Origin of the sequence: Shewanella sp. 10N.286.51.B7 (assembly GCF_002873615.1) — a bacterium.
Classification (GTDB): domain Bacteria; phylum Pseudomonadota; class Gammaproteobacteria; order Enterobacterales; family Shewanellaceae; genus Shewanella; species Shewanella electrodiphila.
Genome location: NZ_MCUF01000024.1, coordinates 241,618 through 258,366, shown reverse-complemented (window position 1 = coordinate 258,366; position 16,749 = coordinate 241,618). Strand labels below are relative to the sequence as shown.

Annotated in this window: 16 protein-coding genes; 14 read left to right on the top strand and 2 right to left on the bottom strand. The window is 39.1% G+C overall.

Going from position 1 to position 16,749, the window contains the following annotated elements:
- Positions 1-70 precede the first annotated feature (70 nt).
- The 9 genes from rpsA (at position 71) to BCU84_RS07060 (ending at position 8,926) form a co-directional block, all read left to right on the top strand.
- A complete protein-coding gene (gene rpsA / locus BCU84_RS07100; protein ID WP_277868760.1) occupies positions 71-1,759 on the top strand; it encodes a 30S ribosomal protein S1 in 1,689 nt (562 codons plus the stop codon).
- A 78-nt stretch (positions 1,760-1,837) separates the two neighbouring features.
- Positions 1,838-2,125, top strand: a complete 288-nt coding sequence (gene ihfB / locus BCU84_RS07095) for an integration host factor subunit beta (RefSeq protein ID WP_102527370.1) — start codon at positions 1,838-1,840, stop codon at positions 2,123-2,125.
- 143 nt (positions 2,126-2,268) lie between these two features.
- Positions 2,269-2,556: a lipopolysaccharide assembly protein LapA domain-containing protein gene (locus tag BCU84_RS07090; protein WP_102527369.1), complete on the top strand. Its 288-nt coding sequence runs from the start codon at positions 2,269-2,271 to the stop codon at positions 2,554-2,556.
- Between the two features lies 1 nt (position 2,557).
- Positions 2,558-3,718 carry a lipopolysaccharide assembly protein LapB gene (gene lapB, locus BCU84_RS07085; protein ID WP_102527368.1) on the top strand — a complete coding sequence of 387 codons (1,161 nt, stop codon included), beginning with the start codon at positions 2,558-2,560 and terminating at the stop codon, positions 3,716-3,718.
- A 130-nt stretch (positions 3,719-3,848) separates the two neighbouring features.
- Positions 3,849-4,544 (top strand): orotidine-5'-phosphate decarboxylase, encoded by a 696-nt coding sequence (gene pyrF, locus BCU84_RS07080; protein ID WP_102527367.1) that lies wholly within the window; start codon positions 3,849-3,851, stop codon positions 4,542-4,544.
- A gap of 53 nt (positions 4,545-4,597) precedes the next feature.
- Positions 4,598-5,428, top strand: a complete 831-nt coding sequence (locus BCU84_RS07075; protein WP_102527366.1) for an SDR family oxidoreductase — start codon at positions 4,598-4,600, stop codon at positions 5,426-5,428.
- Between the two features lie 25 nt (positions 5,429-5,453).
- Positions 5,454-6,005: a DUF2058 domain-containing protein gene (locus BCU84_RS07070; RefSeq protein WP_102527365.1), complete on the top strand. Its 552-nt coding sequence runs from the start codon at positions 5,454-5,456 to the stop codon at positions 6,003-6,005.
- Between the two features lie 151 nt (positions 6,006-6,156).
- Positions 6,157-6,969, top strand: a complete 813-nt coding sequence (locus BCU84_RS07065) for a CLCA_X family protein (protein ID WP_102527364.1) — start codon at positions 6,157-6,159, stop codon at positions 6,967-6,969.
- A 199-nt stretch (positions 6,970-7,168) separates the two neighbouring features.
- On the top strand, positions 7,169-8,926 hold the full coding sequence (locus BCU84_RS07060) for an acyl-CoA dehydrogenase family protein (RefSeq protein ID WP_102527363.1): 1,758 nt from the start codon (positions 7,169-7,171) through the stop codon (positions 8,924-8,926).
- A 121-nt stretch (positions 8,927-9,047) separates the two neighbouring features.
- Here the strand turns inward: BCU84_RS07060 and dacB are convergent, their stop codons facing one another.
- Positions 9,048-10,538 carry a D-alanyl-D-alanine carboxypeptidase/D-alanyl-D-alanine-endopeptidase gene (dacB, locus tag BCU84_RS07055; RefSeq protein WP_102527362.1) on the bottom strand — a complete coding sequence of 497 codons (1,491 nt, stop codon included), beginning with the start codon at positions 10,536-10,538 and terminating at the stop codon, positions 9,048-9,050.
- Between the two features lie 416 nt (positions 10,539-10,954).
- On the opposite strand from dacB, the gene pssA reads away from it, so the two are divergent.
- The 5 genes from pssA to BCU84_RS07030 all read left to right on the top strand — a co-directional run bounded on the left by pssA (position 10,955) and on the right by BCU84_RS07030 (position 15,998).
- The gene (gene pssA / locus BCU84_RS07050) at positions 10,955-12,268 is read left to right on the top strand and encodes a CDP-diacylglycerol--serine O-phosphatidyltransferase (RefSeq protein ID WP_102527361.1); all 1,314 of its coding nucleotides are present in this window, start codon (positions 10,955-10,957) and stop codon (positions 12,266-12,268) included.
- Between the two features lie 205 nt (positions 12,269-12,473).
- Positions 12,474-13,298 (top strand): DTW domain-containing protein, encoded by an 825-nt coding sequence (locus BCU84_RS07045; RefSeq protein ID WP_102527402.1) that lies wholly within the window; start codon positions 12,474-12,476, stop codon positions 13,296-13,298.
- Positions 13,299-13,376: 78 nt separating this feature from the next.
- Positions 13,377-13,700, top strand: coding sequence for a hypothetical protein (locus tag BCU84_RS07040; protein WP_102527360.1), 324 nt, complete (start codon positions 13,377-13,379; stop codon positions 13,698-13,700).
- Positions 13,701-13,735: 35 nt separating this feature from the next.
- Positions 13,736-15,718 carry a RecQ family ATP-dependent DNA helicase gene (locus BCU84_RS07035; protein WP_102527359.1) on the top strand — a complete coding sequence of 661 codons (1,983 nt, stop codon included), beginning with the start codon at positions 13,736-13,738 and terminating at the stop codon, positions 15,716-15,718.
- Between the two features lies 1 nt (position 15,719).
- Entirely contained in the window at positions 15,720-15,998 is a 279-nt protein-coding gene (locus BCU84_RS07030; protein ID WP_102527358.1) for a hypothetical protein, read from the top strand.
- Positions 15,999-16,054: 56 nt separating this feature from the next.
- Here BCU84_RS07030 and eco read toward each other — a convergent pair whose 3' ends face one another.
- The gene (gene eco / locus BCU84_RS07025) at positions 16,055-16,624 is read right to left on the bottom strand and encodes a serine protease inhibitor ecotin (protein WP_102527357.1); all 570 of its coding nucleotides are present in this window, start codon (positions 16,622-16,624) and stop codon (positions 16,055-16,057) included.
- Positions 16,625-16,749: the final 125 nt, after the last annotated feature.

Below are 16,749 nucleotides of genomic sequence, written 5' to 3'. Positions count from 1 at the left end.
GAAACAACATTTATATCACGGATGATGTAAATAAATTAATTGACTCCACATCCAGGATGGATGGTGGTTTATAAAAGAAAGTAATCATAAAATGACTGAATCTTTTGCTGATCTATTTGAACAATCCCTAAATGAACTTGAGTTCCGTCCTGGTTCTATCGTACGTGGTGTAGTTGTACGCATCGAAAACGGTACTGTACTAGTTGACGCTGGTCTTAAGTCTGAAAGCCCAATTTCTGCTGACGAATTCAAAAACGCTCAAGGTGTTTTAGAAATCGCTGTTGGCGACGAAGTTGATGTTGCACTTGACTCTGTTGAAGACGGTTTCGGTGAAACTCAATTATCTCGTGAAAAAGCGAAACGTCACGAAGCTTGGATTGTTCTAGAAAAAGCTTACGAAGATGCTGAAACTGTTATCGGTATCATCAATGGTAAAGTTAAAGGTGGTTTCACTGTTGAATTAAACGGTATCCGTGCCTTCTTACCAGGTTCTCTAGTAGACGTTCGCCCAGTTCGCGATACTGCTCACCTAGAGTACAAAGAATTAGAATTCAAAGTTATCAAACTTGACCAGAAGCGTAACAACGTTGTTGTTTCACGTCGTGCTGTTATCGAATCAGAAAGCAGTGCAGAGCGTGATGCTCTTCTTGAGAACCTTCAAGAAGGTCAAGCAGTTAAGGGTATCGTTAAGAACCTTACTGACTACGGTGCATTCGTAGACTTAGGTGGCGTTGACGGTCTTCTACATATCACTGATATGGCTTGGAAGCGTGTTAAGCACCCATCTGAAATCGTTAATGTTGGTGACGAAATCAACGTTAAAGTTCTTAAGTATGACCGTGAGCGTACTCGCGTATCACTAGGTCTTAAGCAACTTGGCGAAGATCCATGGTTAGAAATCAGCAAGCGCTACCCAGAAAGCACTCGTCTTACTGGTCGCGTAACGAACTTAACTGACTACGGTTGTTTCGTTGAAATCGAAGAAGGCGTTGAAGGTCTTGTTCACGTTTCTGAAATGGATTGGACTAACAAGAACATCCACCCATCTAAAGTTGTTAACTTAGGTGATGAAGTTGAAGTTCTAGTTCTAGACATCGATGAAGAACGTCGTCGTATTTCTCTAGGTCTTAAGCAATGTAAGACTAATCCATGGGATGATTTCGCTACTCGTTTCAACAAGGGCGATAAAGTTTCTGGTAAGATCAAGTCTATCACTGACTTCGGTATCTTCATTGGTCTTGACGGCGGCATCGACGGTCTTGTTCACTTATCTGACATTTCTTGGAACGGTACTGGCGAAGACGCTGTATCTGAGTACAAGAAAGGTGACGAAATCCACGCAGTAGTTCTTTCTGTTGACCCTGAGCGTGAGCGTATCAGCTTAGGCGTTAAGCAAACTGAAGACGATCCTTTCAATGCTTACTTGGCAGACAAGAAGAAAGGTACTATTGTAAATGGTGTAGTTACTGCTGTTGACGCTAAAGGCGTTACAATTGAACTAGCTGAAACTGTTGAAGGTTACCTTCGCGTTGCAGATATCTCTCGCGAGCGTATCGAAGACGCATCTACACAATTCTCTGTAGGTGACAAAGTTGAATCTAAGTTCATGGGCGTAGATCGCAAGAACCGTTCTATCAGCTTATCTATCAAAGCGAAAGATGAAGCAGATGAGAAAGAAGCAATGGCAACTATTAACAAGCAAGATGATGCTGTTATTAGTAATGCAATGGCTGAAGCGTTTAAAGCAGCTCGTAAGTAATAAATCGCCTGTTGTGTGGGAAACGCACTTTGTTTCCCATTAGGCGACTGTGTTTGGCTTGATAATAGAGGGTATAGGATGACGAAATCCGAACTGATCGAAAAACTTGCCACTAGGCAGTCGCAGCTGTCGGCGAAAGAAGTGGAAAGTGCTATAAAAGAAATGTTAGAGCAAATGGCGACAACATTAGAAGACGGTGATCGCATAGAGATCCGTGGCTTTGGTAGTTTTTCACTTCATTTCCGTGCACCACGTGTTGGCCGTAATCCTAAAACTGGAACCTCAGTTGACTTGGAAGGCAAATATGTACCGCACTTTAAGCCTGGCAAAGAACTGCGTGAACGTGTCGATGCGGTTAATCAATGATTAACGCTTGATTAAAAAGCCTCCTTTTGGAGGCTTTTTTGTATCTAATGCTCAGCAAAGCTGGTTAGTTGACTAAAATTCTTGGATAATCATTATATTGGTAAATTTCGATCTTATCTTTCACAGATAGAATGGAGCTGCACGTGAAATCTTTTATTGCCATTGTCATTGTTGGTTTATTCTTTGTTCTTGCGCTACTTTTTGGTGCTAAGAATGAGCAAATTGTTACTGTCAGTTATTTTATCGCTGAAGGACAGTATCGATTACCTGTTGTCCTCGCGGTTGTATTTTTAGCAGGCTTCATCATTAGTTGGTTATTTGCTGCTTATTATATTATTAAGTTGAAAATGGTCGTTAGAAAAAGGAACAAAACTATTGCTCAACTAACGAACAACATTTCTGAGCCAACTGTACAGGATACCGTCGCGTAATATGCTAGAAATCCTCTTTCTGTTGTTACCTATAGCGGCTGGTTATGGCTGGTATATGGGACGAAGAAGTATACGACAGAATCAAAAACAGCAAAGTAAAAAACTCAGTAGAGACTATTTTACTGGGCTTAATTTTTTACTTTCAAACGAATCTGATAAAGCAGTCGATTTGTTTATTACCATGTTAGATGTCGATGATGAAACCATTGATACTCACCTTTCATTAGGCTCGCTTTTTAGAAAACGCGGCGAAGTCGACCGCTCCATCAGAATTCATCAAAACTTAATTGCCAGACCTAGCTTAACCACAGAACAACGTGATATTGCTATGATGGAGTTGGGTAAAGATTATTTAGCGGCTGGTTTCTACGACAGAGCTGAAGAAATATTTTTAAACCTTGTTAGTCAAGATGATCATAGTGAAGAAGCTGAAACTCAGCTGATCTCTATTTATCAAGTTACCAAAGAATGGCAGAACGCCATTAACATCACTAAAGGTTTAAGCCGCAAGCGTCAGCAAGTTTTAAAATCAATTACAGCCCATTTTTATTGTCAGCTTGCTGATGAATCTACAGATGGCGCTGAGAAAATCAAATTACTACAACAAGCAATTAAACTCGATGATAAATGTGGTCGTGCTTGGTTAACTTTGGCAAAAATTTATCTCGATTCAAATCAAGTTAATTTATGTAAAAAAGCTATCTTGGAACTAAAATTAGCTGATATTGAATTATTTTCTGATGCCATTGGTGTTGCAAAACAAGTCTATCGCGACACAAACGACGCTGAAGGTTATCAATCCTTGTTACAACAAGCCCTAGAGGCAGGCGCTGGGGCAAGTGTCATTATTGCACTAGCAAAACACATGATTGAACAAGGTAATACCAAAAATGCTGAAAAGATGGTGTTAGATCATCTTTACCGTCACCCAACGATGAAGGGTTTTCAGCATTTAATGCAACTACATATCAAACAAGCAGAAGATGGCCAAGCTAAACAAAGTTTATCTATGCTTGAAAAGTTAGTTGAACAACAGATTAAATTTAGACCCAGTTATCGTTGCTGCTCATGTGGTTTCCCAGCGCACAGTTTGTATTGGCATTGTCCGTCTTGTAAAGAATGGGGCAGCATCAAACGTGTTAAAGGCTTAGACGGCGAATAACGCCAGAGTATGGCAATATGCGTGGCCAAAGGTAACAACGATAACCGATTAAAACATTGGGTTACCAATCAAACATTTCATTTAATACCCTATAGCTGAAATGCGTTAATAAACACCTTACGGAGTAAACATGGCAGATAAACCGATTGTAGTAGCCTTAGATTATGACAATAAAAATGAGGCACTATCACTGATTGATAAGCTTGATCCATCTATGTGTCGCCTTAAAGTAGGCAAAGAAATGTTTACTTTATTTGGACCACAATTGGTAAAAGACATCCATGATCGTGAATTCGATTTATTTCTAGATTTAAAATTTCATGATATTCCTAATACTGTAGCAAAAGCCGTGTCTGCAGCAGCGGACCTTGGTGTTTGGATGACGAACGTCCATGCAAGTGGTGGGTTAGCGATGATGCAGGCAGCAAAAAATGCATTAGGCAATTATGGTAATGACGCACCTTTGCTAATCGCTGTAACAGTATTAACGTCAATGAGTGATGAAGATTTATCATTATTAGGGATAAATGTTCCTGCATCTGAACATGTTAAACGTTTAGCTGCGCTAACACACCAAGCTGGTCTTGATGGCGTTGTGTGTTCAGCTCAAGAAGCCACTATGCTTAAAACAAGCTTTGGTAAAGACTTTAATCTAATCACTCCAGGTATTCGCCCTGTTGGTGCTGATGTTGGTGATCAACATCGCGTAATGACGCCACCGAAGGCGATTGCTGCGGGCTCTGATTATTTAGTGATTGGTCGCCCAATTACTAAAGCAACCGATCCATTAGCTTCATTACATCAAATCGTTAATTCATTAACGTAATCATGTAGATATTGAACAATATTCTAATAGTATCACCTAAGCAGGAGTGCATAATGTTTGATTATCATGGAAAGAACGTTGTTGTTATTGGTGGTACAAGTGGCATTAATCTTGGTATTGCTTGCGCTTTTTCTCAGCAAGGGGCAAATGTTGCTGTTGCCAGTCGCAGTATTGAAAAAGTGTGTGCTGCTGTAGATGCTTTAAAGTCAGCTAACCCTCGAGGTCAGCACATAGGCGTGAGTTTTGATGTCAGAGATCCTGAAGCTGTTGCTTCGGGTTTTTCAGAGATTGAAGCACAGTTCGGCCATATTGATGTGTTGGTCAGTGGCGCTGCAGGAAACTTTCCAGCACGAGCGAAAGATTTATCGGTAAATGGCTTTAAATCGGTTATGGATATTGATTTACTTGGCAGCTTTCAAGTGATTAAACAAGCATATCCATTATTGGCGAAAGGCATAAAAGAGACTGATGGCAAAACGTCTGCCAGTGTCATTCAAATTTCAGCACCTCAAGCCTATGTGCCAATGGCGTTACAAGTGCACGTATGTGCAGCAAAAGCGGGTGTTGATATGCTGACACGTACCTTAGCCATAGAATGGGGCGTTGAAGGTATTCGAGTCAATTCTATTGTGCCGGGTCCTATCGCAGAAACTGAAGGTTTTGATCGCTTAGCACCGAGTAAAGCATTAAAATCGATGATAGCTGATAGTGTGCCGCTTAAACGTAACGGACAAAAACAAGATATTGCCAATGCTGCGTTATTTCTAGCATCTGACATGGCTTCATACATTACCGGAACAATATTACCTGTCGATGGTGGTTGGTCATTAGGTGGTGCAGGTGCTGCAATGGATGCATTAGCAAAACATTTACCTGAACAGTAATACAATTTTTTTAAAGGTGATTTAAATGGCCAACGCATTGCAAGAGCAATTGCTAAAAGCAGGACTCGCGAGTAAGCAAAAAGCGCGAGACGTTAAAACTCAAAAACGTAAACAGAAAAAAGCCAAGGTCGATGACGGCAGTGCTGATTTGAAACAGCAAATTGCAGATCAAAAGTTAGCGCAAGCAGAAAAAGATCGCGCTTTAAACGAGAAACGATTTGCAGAGGCGAGTGAGAAAGGTCAAGTCCGTGGTCTTATTACCGAGTTTAATAAGTTTGCCATTAGCATTCCTAAAGATGCTGAAATCAAATTTAATTTCACTATGAGCACTAAGATTTTATCTATTTACGTAACAGAAAAGCTGCAAGGTCAGTTATTATCTGGCGCTGTAGGTATCGTACGCCACGAAGATAAGAGCTACCTTGTACCTCACAAACTGGCTGAGCGTGTAAACTTATTGGTACCTGAGTGGTGTGGTTATTTATGGGAAGAAAATACCAATACCCAAACTGAACAAGTTGAACAAGCAGATGATCCATACGCAGATTATGCAATTCCTGATGATTTAATGTGGTAAACACGGAGTAAACTCTCATTATTCAAATGATGTGTTTAATGGCGAATTCGTTTACACAAATCATAATTATTAAAGCCTCTTTACGGGGCTTTTTTATTGCTTAAATTTATAATTAAATACCATTTCATTCATGCTTTACTAGGTAATCATCGTGCTTAAAAAAACTCACTACTATAGAAATGGTGCTGATTACCGAGAAGGGCAGCAAGCCAATTTTATTGATATCAAACATACTTTTGGTTTGAGGCATATTAGTGTCGGCAAATGGGTTACTAGAGAAGAGTCTAACATTGCAGCTAATCTAGTTTTTGATTCATTAGCTGATTTATCACAGATATTACAAGTGCCTACAAGGTTACTGGGGTTACGACAAACATTGAACTTGTTATTTGGCCGAGGGGGGCAAAAAGGTGTACAGGCTCATTATTCCCCGACCACGAAAGAACTAGCTTTAGCTAAAAATGCAGGTGCAGGAGCTTTAGCACATGAGTTCTGGCATGCATTTGATCATTATATTGTTGATAAGGCTTTTGATGTTGGTAGCAATATGAGGAGTTCCCATTCTGCCTTTAGCGTTAAATACAGCTGTGCATCTGATTTATGGCTCAAAGATGTGTTGTTAAAACCTCACCAACTAAATGACAAGCTGTCAGCGTTATTTAAATTGGTATTGTTGAGTGATGACGGCAAGAGTGCAAGTGATTATGTGAACAAGGCTATCGCCATTGATAAGCAGCAAGGAAGTTACTATTTCTCTAAACCTACAGAGCTAATGGCAAGGGCATTTGAGGCTGCAATTGAATCAGACGGTCATATTCATAACCAGTATTTGGTCTCAGGGACATTAGATACCGATACTGTTTCAAAAATGATATATCCCTCTATGGAGCATCGCAAACAGATCATGGCTTGTATTATAGATTATTTTGCATTGCTGGGTGCTGCTTACGAGCAACAGCAATAAAAGTTACTTATCTAATATCGTTCTTATTTTATCAATAAAACTCTGCTAATTATCTAAGATAATTGACAGTAGTTATCTTTCCAAAGTGCTTTTAGAAATATCCTTTTTTTATGTGGTTAACATGCGATTGAACTTGTGTTTATTGCGACTTTTGTATAAATTGAAACAACTGTTTTAATTATCTGTTTAAGAGTCTGATATGAACCCTTACCAAGCACCTTTAAAAGACATGCAGTTTTTATTAGAAAATGTCTTCGACGCCACCAATACTTGGCAAAACATGCCTGCTATGGCTGAAATGGTCGATATGGATACTGCTGTCGCTATTTTAGATGAAGCGAGCAAGATAAGCCGTGACCTAATTCAACCTATTAACCGAAATGGGGATGAACAAGAAGTCAGACATATTGATGGTAAGGTCATCACACCGGATGGGTTTAAAGAAACTTACCAGCAATTTTCAGAAGGTGGTTGGGTAGGACTTTGTGGTGAGCCAGATTTTGGTGGTATGGGAATGCCGAAAATGCTTGGTGTATTAGTTGATGAGATGAATTACAGCGCCTGTAACTCATTTACTTTATATAGTTCACTGACTGCTGGCGCCGCATTATGTATTAATGCGCACGCAACAGAAGAGTTAAAAGAAAAATATTTACCTAATCTTTATTCTGGCCAGTGGTCAGGTGCAATGGACATGACTGAGCCGCAAGCGGGTTCAGATTTACGTAACATTCGTACTAAAGCTGAACCGCAAGATGATGGCAGTTACTTAATTTCTGGTAGCAAAATTTTCATTACCGGTGGCGATCATGATTTAACAGAAAACGTTATTCACTTAGTGTTGGCTAAATTGCCTAACTCCAGTGGTATATCTTTATTTTTAGTGCCTAAAATCAATGTTAATGATGACGGTTCATTAGGTGATTCTAATGGGGTGACTGTTGGTTCTATAGAACATAAAATGGGCCTTAAAGCATCTGCCACATGTGTGATGAATTACGACAATGCCAAAGGTTTTTTAGTTGGTAGAGTCGATCGTGGCTTGGTGTGTATGTTCACTATGATGAACTATGAGCGCTTGGCTATTGGTATTCAAGGTTTAGGCAGTGCTCAAGGTGCTTATCAAATGGCTGCCGACTATGCTAAAGAACGTGTACAAGGCGTCGCAGCAGGAGGGTCAGCAACTGGCGCTACTGCAGATCCAATTATTGTGCATGGCGATGTGCGTCGTATGCTATTAACAATCAAGTCAATTACTGATGCGGGTCGTGCATTATCAGTGTTTACTGGTAAACAACTTGATTTGGCCAAGCACAGTGAAGGTGATGTTAAAGCAAAAGCGACAAAATATGTTGGCTTATTAACACCAGTTTCTAAAGCCTTCTTAACTGACCGTGGTTTAGACGCTACAATCATGGCGCAACAAGTATTCGGTGGTCATGGTTATATTCGCGAAACGGGTATAGAACAATTTGTCCGTGACACGCGAATAGCGCAGATTTATGAAGGAACAAACGGCATTCAGGCTATCGACTTTTTAGGTCGTAAAGTCACAGGTGACAATGTCGCAACGTTAACTAGTTTCGTTGCTGAGATTAACCAAGAGTTAGCCGGTTTTGAACATGTGTCTGACGCTGACAAAAAGGCGATCAGCTTGCGCTTTGATAATTTACTCACCATTGCAAATCACATCAATGAGCATAAATTAACTCAGCCAGCATTAATTAATGCGAGTGCGGTTGATTTCTTAGATGCATTTGGTTTTATCCTTTACGGTTATTACTCATTGCTGATGGCTGAACGTTCACAAGGCCATGAAGATCAAAGTTTTGCGCAACAAAAACAATTTGTGGCAAAGTTCTATATGGACAAAGTTCTGCCTAAAGCGGATTTCCATATTGCGCAGGTTAGTCAAGGTGATGATGCTATTATGGCAATGCCTGCAGACTTGTTTTAAATTATCGACTTGTAAGCACTTATCAGAAAAAAGCACCTTAATTTAAGGTGCTTTTTAGTATCTACAATAAATAAGCTTAAGCAGCAATTTGCTTGATAGCGCAAAGACCGATACTTAAGGTTTAAGGCAAATCATTCAACGTTTGCAGCAAAAGGGCACTAAAAGGTGCCAGTCTGGCTTTTTTTGCTTTAGGGCTTAAGCCGTTTTCTATGATGACAAAAGCATATTGCTTACCATTATCTGCATCTAAATATCCTGCCAAGTTTTCTACGCCCATCATAGTGCCGGTTTTAGCGGCCACTTCACTCTTTAACGGTGGTTGATTAAAATATTTTTTGTATTTGAGGGTGCCAGACTCACCAGAAACGGGTAGTAATGTTTCTAGATAGTTTAATTGCTCGTCTGTTTTGATTAGTTGTAATAGCGCCATCATTTGATGGGCTGTAATAAGGTTGTAACGTGACAAGCCAGAGCCATCGACAATGTTTGCTTCAATATAAGGTAAACCAAGTTCTAGCATTATATGCTCAATGGCTTTTGCTCCGACTAAAAATCCATCTTTAGGTACAGTATTATTCCACTGTATCTCATCTAAAGGGGCTGCTTGCTCAGTTCGTAATTGCTTTTGGTATTGAAAAAAATACTGTCTGCCAATTTGTTTTAATAAACTGTCAGCAATTAAATTATCAGATTTTTGTAACATGGTTTTTAATAAAACGGGTAGCGGTTTTGATTGATGTGTTGCAATGACTGTTTGTGGCTGATTAACCTTTGATACAGTGTTAATACTAAGATAGTTAATCTTGTTTTGTTGCAGTAAATCTTCAATTACCCCTTTGCTGTATAAACTCGGATCGTTTACTGCTATCGCTAATCGAATGGATTTGTTGCCTGGGTAACAACCATCAATTTGATAATGGTTATTATCAAATCGTTGCATATGCAATTCACAAAAATGTTTTTGTGCTTCTTTTACATCAATGGTTTGATCAAACTTAGCTGTTGATGTCATCGTGATTGGATAAATTGATTTAATTGAAACGGTAGACGCCACTTTAGACGGCGTCAGCGTCGCTTTAACGCAATTTCTATCAATAATGTAATTTGACACCGGCGCCGCATAACAAATGCCTAAATCGTCCCAAGCCCAGCCTGGTGCGCGAGTTTGTTTAGACTCTTCTGCAACTAGATATACATCACCGCTAATATTACTGATCCCTTTTTGCTTTAATTGTAGGATGAGCGCATCGAGGTGTTTACGTTTTAGGGTTGGATCCCCTTGAAAGTGGATATACAGGTTACCGTTTAAGACATTGTTATTGATAACACCGTCATGAGTAATTTGGGTTTCATAATGAAAATCTTTACCTAATTGATGGCTCGCAGCTACTGCAGTGATTAACTTCTGAATGCTAGCAGGTAACATTAAGGTATTATCATTCAGTGTATAGATGTTTTTTTGGCTTTCAACATCCCAAACACTCACTGATATCTGTGACTGTGATGGGCTGATGATATTCATCATATTAGTTAAATAGTCATTTGCTAACACTGGAAAACTCATTGCCAGAATGACTACCGTAAAGGATAAGGCTCGAATAGGAAAAGGCATAATTAGATACAATCAATATAGGTAAAGTTAAAATACGTCATTTACGCGTGGTTTACATTAAAGATCTTTGCTTGTGGCTGAGAAAGAGTCGATTTTACAGAAAATATTGGGTCACTTTCGTGAGTAAATCGTTAGCGTTTAAGCCCAAATATATTAATTGTTTCTCATAAACTAACCAAACACGTGTTTAAGTTGAGAAAAACCTTGCTCGAACGCAGTTAAGTCGGTAATTTCTATCTCCAATTATTTTAGTAAATTTGTTATTGCGTCGTTTCAGATATATCGATTGATAGATTAAGCATTTTATTGTTCAAACCTAGAATAAAAATAGGGCTGATGCTTAAATTCAATACGAATAGTCATTTAAAAACGGCGAACTCAGTGAGTAACACTGAGAATCATTTAAGGAGGTTGCCTTGCTGGACAAGCTAGGTGGTATCGCATTACAAGCTGAATCATTAAAATGGTTATTAGATCCGATTCAGTTTAAAACTGAATTACTTTCACGCATCGCGAACGCGAAAAAAGCGATCTATATAGCTGCGTTGTATTTGGAAGATGACGAAGCAGGACGCGAAGTCTTAAATGCGTTATTAGCAGTAAAAGCTGCCAATCCTGAAATTAATATTGTTGTACTAGTAGATTATCATCGTGCACGTCGTGGCTTAATTGGCCATAAAGGCGATAGCGGTAATTACATTATGTACCGCAAAGCTATGGCTGAAGCTGAAGTCCCATTTGATATTCTTGGGGTGCCTGTTAAATCCCGTGAATTTATGGGCGTTTTGCACCTTAAAGGTTTCATTATCGATGATGCTGTCATCTTCAGTGGTGCAAGTATCAATAATATCTATTTCCAGCAATTTGAAAAATATCGCTTTGATCGCTATCACCTGATTGAATCTGCTGAACTTGCAAGAAGCATGACTGCATTTATTCATAAGTATTTAGTTAGCGATCCAGCAGTTTGCTCATTAACGCAAGATAGCAGTAGCGAGCAGTGCCCTGAAAAGAACGATATTCGCACATTCAAGACGCGTCTAGGGCGTTCTAAATACGAATTTGAAAGTACGCGTATTGGTAATCGTGTGACACCGCTTGTGGGGTTAGGCCGTAAAAAGAATAAGCTTAATGAAGTGGTTGTTAAGCTTGTCGATGAGTCTCAAGAGTCATTGTTTATTTGTACGCCATATTTTAATCCACCTAATGCCTTGGTGCGTGCACTGACTCGTCATCTTCGTAATGGCAAAAGTATTGATATTGTTGTCGGTGATAAAACGGCTAACGATTTTTATATACCACCTGAAAAAGAATTCTCTACCATTGGTGCATTGCCGTATATGTACGAGCAATCGTTACGCAAGTTTGTTAAGCGCCAACAATGGGCTGTTGAAAATGGTCAGCTTAGGATCCACCTTTGGAAAAATGGAATTAATAGTTACCATTTGAAAGGGATCAGTGCTGATGGCAAAAAACACCTCATCACAGGCTCTAATCTTAACCCACGGGCTTGGGCTTTGGATCTAGAAAATGGCTTACTACTGCATGATGAATCTGGTGCTTGGAAGGCCAATTTTGAAGCTGAACAAGAACTGATCCTTACCCACACTGAGAAGCTGTTTCATTACAGTCAAATTGAAACTTTACAGAAATATCCAGTTCCTGTGAAAAAAATTATGACTAGAATTAAACGCTTAAAAGCTGATTTTTTACTACGTAGAATATTATAGCTAGGCAAAAATCATTCATCACCTTAATTGGTGATGAATATTTTTGAACGTAAAAGTAAACGACTGCATCTATTTGTGTTTAATACACTATCATTTGATACTAAGATAATTATGTATCAAGCAAGCATGATAATTTTCCTTAATAGCAAAACTATAGCTGTCCTTAAGTCATTCCCATATTGCGATAGAAAGAGAGTCCACCATGTTGGCGATACCACCTGAGCAGCAACATGCTGTTCATCGTCTGTACCAATACAGAAAATCAATTTCAACAAAACCTTTTGCAGCTAGAGGAATGAAGCTTATTCGTTGCCCATGGTGTTTATTAGGAGAGATTTTCTGCACCTGTGAGCATAGGCAGTATCTCAACACATCAGCTAGCTTTATGTTGATCATGTATGATGACGAAGTATTAAAGCCGACAAATAGTGGTCGTCTCATTGCTGATACCGTGCCTAATACCAGCGCTTTTCTTTGGTCGCGTAAAGAGCCCAATAAGCAAATGATTGAGATGATTAATGATGCTCAATATCAGCCTTTGTTAATTTTCCCAGCTCAATATGCACAAGAAGGCCAGCAAGTGGTAGAGCATATTGATCAACTATCAGTGTGCAAACAGTCAAACATTGATAATGCAGTTAATGCTTCTTTAGCGCATCAAGCTGATAAGCCTAAAAAAATACCGTTACTCATTTTACTGGATGGTAGCTGGCGCCAAGCGATTAAAATGTTTCGCAAGAGTCCATACCTTCATGATTTACCTTTGCTATCTTTTAATCCGGAAACCTTAGCCACTTATGAATTAAGAAAGGGCAGTCATGACTTTCAGTTGTCTACCGCTGAAGTTGCTGCATTAGCGTTTAGCGCGATAGATGAACCTAAAAATGGTGAGGCATTATCATCTTGGTTTGAATTATTTGTGGAGTCCTCTTTGCTTGGGCGTAATAGACGCTTAAAACAAGACATTGTGCCAATCGAAAACTATATTGATAAGTTTAAACAAGCTATGATAATAGCCAAAGAAGGCTAGTTTTTCTTTTTAACTTAATTGATTTTTGGATAATTTGTAAATCAGTTTAATTGTTTACGCATAGGATGCGCGCTTAGTATGTTTGATAATAAATTAATTGTTCTTTACCGTTTAGAGCCAGGTTGTTTAGGACCAGATGGTATAGATCACATTGATACCTTTTGTAATCTTGCTCAGCAAACGTTAGCTGCGTTTGATACAGACAGTTGCCAGTGGTTACTTGAACCTCGTTTTAATAAACAATTAGACGAAATGGCTTATTGTTTAGCCAATAAAATGCTCACTCGCGCGCAAGCTGCAAAATATTTACAGCGCTTTGGTCATGACCTTGAACAAGTACAAGAAGTGTTTGAAGATAAACTGACTGATTTAATCAATCAATATATTGCTCGTAAGTCGTAAGCGTTCGACTGCTTTCAATCAATAAAGGCGTCGACATGCAACAGCCAAGTTCTCACATATCTACAACAGCCCCAGCATTAACTGCGTTATTAAAACAACAATTTGGTTTTGATCAATTTCGTGAAGGGCAACAAGCTGTCATTGAACATATATTGTCAGGGCATTCTTCTTTAGCCATTTTTCCAACGGGTTCTGGTAAGTCACTATGCTATCAATTTAGTGCACTGCAGCTTGCTAATGTAACGTTAGTGATTTCGCCACTGTTGGCCTTAATGAAGGATCAAATTGCTTTCTTACATAGTAAAGGAATTAGTGCAGCGAGTATTGATTCAAGTTTGACCTATGAACAAAGCCAGCAAGTGATGCGTGATGTGCGTAGCGGGCAGACTAAAATATTAATGGTGTCTGTTGAACGTTTTAAAAATGAACGCTTTAGGCAGTTTTTATCTTCAATTACTATTTCGTTATTGGTTGTTGATGAAGCGCACTGTATCTCTGAGTGGGGTCACAATTTCAGGCCTGACTATTTGAAAATTCCTGTTTATTGTCAGGAGTTCGCTATTCCTCAAGTATTGCTATTAACAGCAACAGCAACTGCCAAAGTAAAACAGGATATGGCTAAGCGGTTTAATATATTGCCTCAGCAAGTGGTTCAAACAGGGTTTTATCGAGCTAACCTTGATATCAGTGTATTACCCGTTTTAGAAAGTGAAAAAAATACCAGCTTGAGCCATTGCGTCAGCCAGTATAACGGTGCGGGCATTATATACGTGACTTTGCAAAAAACGGCTGAGGATGTTGCGCAGTACTTAACGACTCAAGGCTTTCAGGCCACGGCTTATCATGCGGGGCTTGAATCTGATATTCGAAATCAGATCCAATATCGTTTCATGAATGGCGAAATCAATATTATTGTCGCTACCATTGCTTTTGGCATGGGGATAGATAAAAGTAACATACGCTTTGTTATCCATTATGATTTACCCAAATCGATTGAGAATTACAGCCAAGAAATTGGCAGAGCTGGGCGTGATAATGGTCTGTCACATTGTGTCACTTTAGCAAACAAAGATGGTCTCAGTACCATAGAAAACTTTGTTTATGGTGATACTCCAGAGCCCAGTGCCATTGCCAAATTAATTCAGCATATCAGCGCTGAAGTGGATAATGGCCGCTGGGAAATGCAAGAATCTAGTATATCCAGCAGTTGCAATATCAAGTTATTGCCGCTTAAAACCTTATTGGTTCAACTTGAATTAGCCAAGGTCGTTAAACCTAGTTTTGCTTATTTTGCTGAGTTTAAGTATCAATTTCTAGTTGATAAACAGCAATTACTTGCAGGCTTTGATGAGCAAAGGCAGACATTTTTAAATCAAATTTTTGAACATACACGTTTTAAGAAGGTTTGGGGTCAACTAGATTTTGATAGTTTATATCAAGCTTATGGGGCTGAAAGGCAGCGTGTGGTTGCAGCATTAGAGTATCTTGCAGATAAGCAGATGATCTTATTAGAGACCAAAAAAATCACACAAGTTTTCGAAGTAAACCCTGCAGCGCTAGTGCAAAAAGATCTCATTGGTCAGTTATCAGATTACTTCCAGAGCAATGAAGTCAAAGAAATCGCTCGTTTAAATCAATTGTTAGCTTTTTTTGAATCACAAACCTGTATTACAGCGCGGTTAGCGCATTACTTTGACGATAATGCGGCGCCTTCGCAGTGTGGTCATTGTAGTGTTTGTCGTGGAAAACCGGCCATTTTGCCGCAAAAAGCCATAGCACCCATTGAAAACTTAACCGACATCCAAGCACATTTAGACAGCTTTAATCAGCACATGCTAACAAAAGGGCATCTATCTGTTTCAGTATCTGTGCAAGCTAAGTTTTTGGCAGGTATGACCGTGCCTATATTCGCCAGAATAAGAGTGAAACAGTTACCGGGTTTCGGTTATTGTAGTGAGTATCGTTATCAAGATATCGTTAACTGTATCGACAAATATAACCAAAATGGAGCGCATTAAAATGAAGAACAAAGCAGTTGAGGGCTTGCTAAAGAAACATGAAAAACTTAACCATTTAGAAGGCGTTAAAGTTATCTCTCACATACAAAGAGAGAAAGAAGAGTGGGTGCTGCATACACTTATGATAGACGGTTATGACGTTCCATTTAAATTTAAGCGACCTAAAAAGTATAAGTCGCTTAAAGATCAATTAGTGAGCCTTATTTACTACACCGATGAAGAAACGGTTGCAGGTTTTACCATAGAAGTAATGCAAGTGGTGCGGGTTAAACGTTATTAACATGTTTTTATCTGCCAATCAGTAAGTTAACCTACACCGCGAGCACCAATCCTGTTTTATTGATTACCTGTGTACTGGTAATCACTTTTGACTTGCCAAATACGGTAACGAAGTTCGGCACCTTCAGGCAAATAAAAGACCTTAGGTAAGCGGCTGTCATAATCAATTGTAATACTTTCCCCTAGCGTCACAAATTTTGCTGTTTTAGGCTCGCGACACATCATCATTGTACTTGGCCCATCGGTCAATTTATCAAGTGTATAGTAACTATAACCCCAACCTTGCAGGTTTTGCTTTTCAATTTCGCCCATCAATCGATGTTGATTACAGTCGACCATTTTGTTTTGACCAATCTGAATTTCCACTTTATAACTCGCTTCATCGTCACGTTTAGAAAGCGATAATATATGCTGTACTTGGTTCTCTGTAGGCTTAGGAAACATTTTAGCTTGTTCAATTTCTTGATAGCTCTCTTGTGTAAATGAATGACTTGAAATCATGTTAGGGCGCTCAAATTGATTCGGCACAGGACTAGTCGCTACAGATGAAAATGACATAGTGGCAATGGCGCCAACTGCAGACAACTTGATTAGATTTTTAAATGCGCTGTTAAGACTAATTTTCATATGGATTCTCACTTGTAAAATGCTAGTGTATTACTGGTATCTAAAACCTTGTTATAGATATAAACGGTTTGGGGTTCAAAAAGGGTTTTATTTTTTTATTTATTTCACGAGGATTTTACGATAAG

What these genes read in the sequence shown, in the direction of transcription:
- BCU84_RS07030 (WP_102527358.1), top strand. Translation starts at nt 15,720, where the DNA reads ATGAAGAACAAAGCAGTTGAGGGCTTGCTAAAGAAACATGAAAAACTT.
- ihfB (WP_102527370.1), top strand. Translation starts at nt 1,838, where the DNA reads ATGACGAAATCCGAACTGATCGAAAAACTTGCCACTAGGCAGTCGCAG.
- lapB (WP_102527368.1), top strand. Translation starts at nt 2,558, where the DNA reads ATGCTAGAAATCCTCTTTCTGTTGTTACCTATAGCGGCTGGTTATGGC.
- BCU84_RS07040 (WP_102527360.1), top strand. Translation starts at nt 13,377, where the DNA reads ATGTTTGATAATAAATTAATTGTTCTTTACCGTTTAGAGCCAGGTTGT.
- eco (WP_102527357.1), bottom strand. Translation starts at nt 16,624, where the DNA reads ATGAAAATTAGTCTTAACAGCGCATTTAAAAATCTAATCAAGTTGTCT.
- BCU84_RS07060 (WP_102527363.1), top strand. Translation starts at nt 7,169, where the DNA reads ATGAACCCTTACCAAGCACCTTTAAAAGACATGCAGTTTTTATTAGAA.
- pyrF (WP_102527367.1), top strand. Translation starts at nt 3,849, where the DNA reads ATGGCAGATAAACCGATTGTAGTAGCCTTAGATTATGACAATAAAAAT.
- dacB (WP_102527362.1), bottom strand. Translation starts at nt 10,538, where the DNA reads ATGCCTTTTCCTATTCGAGCCTTATCCTTTACGGTAGTCATTCTGGCA.
- BCU84_RS07070 (WP_102527365.1), top strand. Translation starts at nt 5,454, where the DNA reads ATGGCCAACGCATTGCAAGAGCAATTGCTAAAAGCAGGACTCGCGAGT.
- BCU84_RS07075 (WP_102527366.1), top strand. Translation starts at nt 4,598, where the DNA reads ATGTTTGATTATCATGGAAAGAACGTTGTTGTTATTGGTGGTACAAGT.
- BCU84_RS07035 (WP_102527359.1), top strand. Translation starts at nt 13,736, where the DNA reads ATGCAACAGCCAAGTTCTCACATATCTACAACAGCCCCAGCATTAACT.